This is a genomic window from Neisseria sp. P0009.S007 (genome assembly GCF_051962515.1).
Genome location: NZ_JBQCVF010000018.1, coordinates 1 through 4,446, shown reverse-complemented (window position 1 = coordinate 4,446; position 4,446 = coordinate 1). Strand labels below are relative to the sequence as shown.

Annotated in this window: 4 protein-coding genes; all 4 read left to right on the top strand. The window is 51.8% G+C overall.

From position 1 onward, the window contains the following. Window positions 1–858: dTDP-glucose 4,6-dehydratase (gene rfbB, locus ACTHS3_RS03475; RefSeq protein WP_440367177.1), on the top strand; the 858-nt coding region annotated here is incomplete at its 5' end. 73 nt (window positions 859–931) lie between these two features. After that, on the top strand, window positions 932–1,798 hold the full coding sequence (gene rfbA / locus ACTHS3_RS03470; protein WP_070606309.1) for a glucose-1-phosphate thymidylyltransferase RfbA: 867 nt from the start codon (window positions 932–934) through the stop codon (window positions 1,796–1,798). A 53-nt stretch (window positions 1,799–1,851) separates the two neighbouring features. After that, window positions 1,852–2,391 carry a dTDP-4-dehydrorhamnose 3,5-epimerase gene (gene rfbC / locus ACTHS3_RS03465; RefSeq protein WP_440367175.1) on the top strand — a complete coding sequence of 180 codons (540 nt, stop codon included), beginning with the start codon at window positions 1,852–1,854 and terminating at the stop codon, window positions 2,389–2,391. Window positions 2,392–2,416: 25 nt separating this feature from the next. Then, the coding region (locus tag ACTHS3_RS03460; protein WP_440367173.1) for a capsular polysaccharide biosynthesis protein at window positions 2,417–4,446 on the top strand (2,030 nt) is incomplete at its 3' end.

Genomic DNA, 4,446 nt, shown 5'->3' with positions numbered 1-4,446 from the left:
GCACAACACCAGCCTGATGCCGTGATGCACTTGGCTGCGGAAAGCCATGTCGACCGCTCTATCGATTCGGCAGGCGAATTTATCCAAACCAATATCGTCGGTACATTCAATCTGCTTGAAGCAGCCCGCGCCTACTGGCAACAAATGCCGTCTGAAAAGCGCGAAGCCTTCCGTTTTCACCATATTTCTACCGATGAAGTCTATGGCGATTTGCACGGCACAGACGATTTGTTTACCGAGACCACGCCATACGCGCCGTCCAGCCCCTACTCTGCTTCTAAAGCGTCCAGCGACCACCTCGTCCGTGCATGGCTGCGTACTTACGGTTTGCCGACCATCGTAACCAACTGTTCCAACAACTACGGCCCTTACCATTTTCCGGAAAAACTCATTCCTTTGATGATTCTGAACGCGCTTGACGGCAAACCGCTGCCCGTTTACGGCGACGGTATGCAAATCCGCGACTGGCTGTTTGTCGAAGACCACGCGCGCGCGCTGTATCAGGTTGTTACCGAAGGTGTTGTCGGCGAGACCTACAATATCGGCGGCCACAATGAAAAAGCCAATATTGAAGTCGTCAAAACCATCTGTACCCTGCTGGAAGAGCTTGTTCCTGAAAAACCGGCCGGCGTGGCACGTTATGAAGATTTGATTACTTTCGTACAAGACCGTCCCGGCCATGACGTACGCTATGCCATCGACGCTGCCAAAATCGGCAGGGAGCTGGGCTGGAAACCTCAAGAAACATTCGAATCCGGCATCCGCAAAACAGTGCAATGGTATTTGGACAACAAAACCTGGTGGCAAAACGTATTGAACGGCAGCTACCGTTTAGAGCGTTTAGGCACCGGAAAATAAGTTTTCAGACGGCCTATTCCCATATTAGGCCGTCTGAAAATCATGCAAACACACACTACTCAGGAGAAAACCCATGAAAGGCATCATCCTCGCCGGAGGCAGCGGCACACGCCTCTATCCCATCACACGCGGCGTATCCAAACAACTGCTGCCCGTGTACGACAAGCCCATGATTTACTATCCCCTGTCCGTATTGATGCTGGCAGGAATCCGCGATATTTTGGTAATCACCACGCCCGAAGACAACGCCTCTTTCAAACGCCTGCTCGGCGACGGCAGCGATTTCGGCATTTCCATCAGCTATGCCGTGCAACCCAGTCCGGACGGCTTGGCACAGGCATTTATCATCGGCGAAGAATTTATCGGCAACGACAATGTTTGCTTGGTTTTGGGCGACAATATTTTCTACGGCCAATCGTTTACGCAAACATTGAAACAGGCCGCCGCCAAGACCCACGGCGCAACCGTATTCGGCTATCAAGTCAAAGACCCCGAGCGTTTCGGCGTGGTTGAATTTGACGAAAACTTCAACGCCCTGTCTATCGAAGAGAAACCGCAACAGCCCAAATCCGATTGGGCGGTAACCGGCTTGTACTTCTACGACCAACGCGTCGTCGAGTTCGCCAAACAAATCAAACCGTCCACCCGCGGCGAATTGGAAATTTCCGACCTCAACCAAATGTATTTGGAAGACGGTTCATTGTCGGTACAACTTTTGGGACGCGGTTTCGCATGGTTGGACACCGGCACCCACGAGAGCCTGCACGAAGCCGCTTCTTTCGTCCAAACCGTGCAAAACATCCAAGACCTGCAAATCGCCTGCCTGGAAGAAATTGCTTGGCGCAACGGTTGGCTTTCCGATGAAAAACTGGAAGAGCTGGCGCGCCCGATGGCGAAAAACCAATACGGCCAATATTTGCTGCGCCTGTTGAAAAAATAATGTTTGAGGCCGTCTGAAACTTTTCAGACGGCCTTTAGATGAAAGATAAAACGATGAACATCATTGATACCGCCATTCCTGACGTAAAACTGCTTGAGCCGCAAGTCTTCGGCGACGCGCGCGGCTTTTTTATGGAAACCTTCCGCGACGAGTGGTTCAAGACCCAAGTCTGCGACCGCACCTTCGTGCAGGAAAACCATTCCAAATCCAGCAAAGGCGTATTGCGCGGCCTGCACTATCAAACTGAAAACACACAAGGCAAACTCGTACGCGTGGTTGTCGGCGAAGTATTCGACGTAGCCGTCGATATGCGTAAAGGCTCCCCCACTTTCGGCAAATGGGTAGGCGAGATCCTGTCCGCAGAAAACAAACGCCAACTGTGGGTACCCGAAGGTTTCGCACACGGTTTCTATGTACTGAGCGACGAAGCCGAGTTCGTCTATAAATGCACGGATTATTACAATCCCAAAGCCGAACACTCGCTGATTTGGAATGATCCGACCGTCGGCATTGACTGGCCGTTGCAAGGCGAGCCGAACCTGTCGCCTAAAGACTTGGCAGGCAAAGTATTGGCCGAAGCCGTCACGTTTTAAAAAATAATTCGGGCCGTCTGAAAGAATGTTCCTCTTTTCAGACGGCCTACAATCCATTAATAACAATAATCGACGAAAACGCATTGTGAAAAACGCCTACATCCCCTCTCGCGGCATCCGCAAAATCCCCCATCTTTCCATCCTATTGCCTGAATTTCATATCTGCAAAGACGGAAAAGGAGCAGAGGCTGTTGTCGGCTGGGGTTTGCGCCCGACGACACATAAAGCGCGTGCTTTCGCCGCTGAACACCAGCTTCCCTTTATTGCATTGGAAGACGGTTTTTTACGTTCGCTCGGCCTGGGCGTCGCCGGCTATCCGCCCTACTCCATCGTCTATGACGACATCGGCATCTACTACGACACCACACGTCCTTCGCGTTTGGAACAACTGATTCTCGCTGCTGATACCATGCCGTCTGCAACCTTGGCTCAGGCGCAACAGGCGATGGATTTCATCCTGCAACACCATCTGTCCAAATACAACCACGCGCCCGAACTTTCAGACGATCATCCTTTGCGCTCCCCATCTAAGTCTGAAACCGTCCTCATCATTGATCAAACCTTCGGCGATATGGCCATCCAGTATGGCGGCGCAGACGCCTCTACGTTTGAACTGATGTTTCAGACGGCCTTAAATGAAAACCCACAAGCCGATATCTGGGTCAAAACCCATCCCGATGTTTTGTGCGGCAAAAAACAAGGCTATCTGACCCAACTGGCGCAGCAACACCGCGTCCATCTTTTGGCAGAAGACATCAATCCGATTTCTTTGTTGCAAAACATCGATAAAGTTTATTGCGTTACCTCGCAAATGGGTTTTGAGGCGCTTTTATGCGGCAAACCGCTGACCACTTTCGGCCTGCCGTGGTATGCCGGATGGGGTGTAAGCGACGACCGCCACCCACAAATCGACAGCCTTGTTCAAACCCAACGCCGCGCCCCCCGCAACTTGCTGCAGCTCTTTGCCGCAGCCTATCTGCAATACAGCCGCTACCTCAATCCCAATACCGGCGAAGCAGGCAGCCTCTTTGATGTTATCGACTATCTGGCGACGGTCAAACGCAAAAACGACAAATTGCGTGGTGAGTTATATTGCGTCGGCATGTCTTTGTGGAAACGCGCGGTTGCCAAACCTTTCTTTAACGTACCCTCATGCCGTCTGAAATTTATCGCCTCCACACAAAAACTGGCAGGGGTCAAACTATCCAACGATGCACGCATCCTTGCTTGGGGCAACGGCAAAGAGGCCATCGTCCGTTTTGCCGAACAACACAACATCCCCCTGCTGCGCATGGAAGACGGCTTTATCCGCTCGGTCGGGCTTGGTTCTAATTTAGTCCCACCACTGTCGCTCGTTACCGACGATATGGGCATTTATTTCAACGCCGAAACCCCGTCCCGTCTTGAACACATCCTGCAAAACCAAAACTTCGACGATCAAGACTTTCAGACAGCCTTGAAACTGCAAAAAATGCTGACCGAAAACCACATCAGCAAATACAACGTCGGCAACTCAGACTTTACCGCCCCATCAACCGACAAAACCGTGATCCTCGTTCCCGGCCAGGTTGAAGATGACGCGTCTATCCGCTATGGTTCACCCCAAATCTATCGCAATCTGGATCTGCTCCGTACCGTACGCGAACGCAATCCCGATGCCTATATCATCTACAAACCGCATCCCGATGTAGTCAGCTGTAACCGCATCGGCCATATTTCCCCTGAAGATGCTGCACAATATGCCGACCAAACCGCCGAACAAGCCGATATCCTGACCTGTCTCCAATACGCAGACGAAGTTCATACCATGACTTCGCTGACCGGTTTTGAAGCCTTGTTGCGCGGCAAAAAAGTCAGCTGCTACGGCCTTCCTTTCTATGCAGGTTGGGGGCTTACCCAAGATCTGCTCCCCATTCCGCGCCGCAACCGCAGGCTTGAGCTTTGGCAGCTGATTGCCGGCACGCTCATCCACTACCCCGACTACATCCACCCCGAAACCCATCAGGCCATCAATGCGGAAACTGCAGCCCAAATCCTGATACGACAAAAAAATAT